This window comes from Mesorhizobium sp. M0184 (genome assembly GCF_040322215.1).
GTDB lineage: Bacteria > Pseudomonadota > Alphaproteobacteria > Rhizobiales > Rhizobiaceae > Mesorhizobium.
On sequence record NZ_JAMYSZ010000097.1, the window covers coordinates 1 to 1,080 of the forward strand.

Below are 1,080 nucleotides of genomic sequence, written 5' to 3' on the forward strand. Positions count from 1 at the left end.
CCGGGCTGCCGGCCTCGAACCCGGACCCGCGCGCCCTTGGCCTGAGCCCGCGCCATCTCGCCTATGTCATCTACACCTCAGGCTCCACCGGAACCCCAAAGGGCGTCATGGTCGAGCATCGCGGAGTGGTGCGCCTTGTGGCGGGGAACGATTTCGTAGAGATCTCCCCGCGGGACGTCTTTCTCAACGCATCCTCGCCCACATTCGACGCGACCACATTCGAGGTCTGGGGAGCCTTGGCGAACGGCGCCAGCATTGTGCTCTATCCTGAACGTCACCTTTCGACCGCAAAGCTGGCCCAGGTCATCCGAGACCAAGGCGTCACCATCGCCTGGATGACTGCCCGATTGTTCGACGTCTATGTGGAGGAGGAGCGGAGTACTGATCGGCTACAGCAACTGCTGGTCGGGGGCGAAGAGGTCTCCGCGGCTTCCATAAGAACATGCCAGAAGCGACATCCGACGCTGCGGGTCTCAAATGGCTATGGCCCGACAGAGAACACCACCTTTAGTCTTTGTTATCCGGTGCCTGCTGAGTTCGATGGCCGGCAACGGGTGCCGCTGGGTCGACCAATTCGGAATTCGGTGGCCTATCTGTTGGATCGGTTTGCCCAGCCCGTGCCGTTCGGGGCGGTGGGTGAGCTTTACATCGGCGGGGCGGGGGTGGCGCGTGGCTACCTCAACCGTCCCGAGCTGACGGCCGAGCGGTTCATCGCCAGTCCCTTTGTGGAGGGCGACCGTCTGTACCGGAGCGGCGACCTGGGGCGTTATCTGCCGGACGGCAATCTGGAGTTTTTGGGCCGCAACGACGACCAGGTGAAGATCCGCGGCTTCCGCATCGAGCCGGGCGAGATCGCCGCGCGGCTTTGCGAGCACGTCTGGGTGCGCGAGGCGGTGGTGGTGGCGCGCGCCGATCGCACCGGCGACAAGCACCTTGTCGCCTATGTCGTGTGTGGACCCGAGGCAGGATCGGACGACGAGGATGGAAGCGGGCTGGCCGGCGCCTTGCGGGCGCATCTGGGCGGGCGGCTGCCGGACTACATGGTGCCAGCTGCGTTCGTGCGGCTCGCGGCGCTGCCCT

The 1,080-nt window shown here is 65.2% G+C and carries 1 protein-coding gene; it reads left to right on the forward strand.

The annotated features are described in order from the left end of the window. Positions 1–1,080 (forward strand): amino acid adenylation domain-containing protein (locus NKJ23_RS34460; RefSeq protein ID WP_352685178.1); only part of this gene is annotated, 1,080 nt, incomplete at both ends.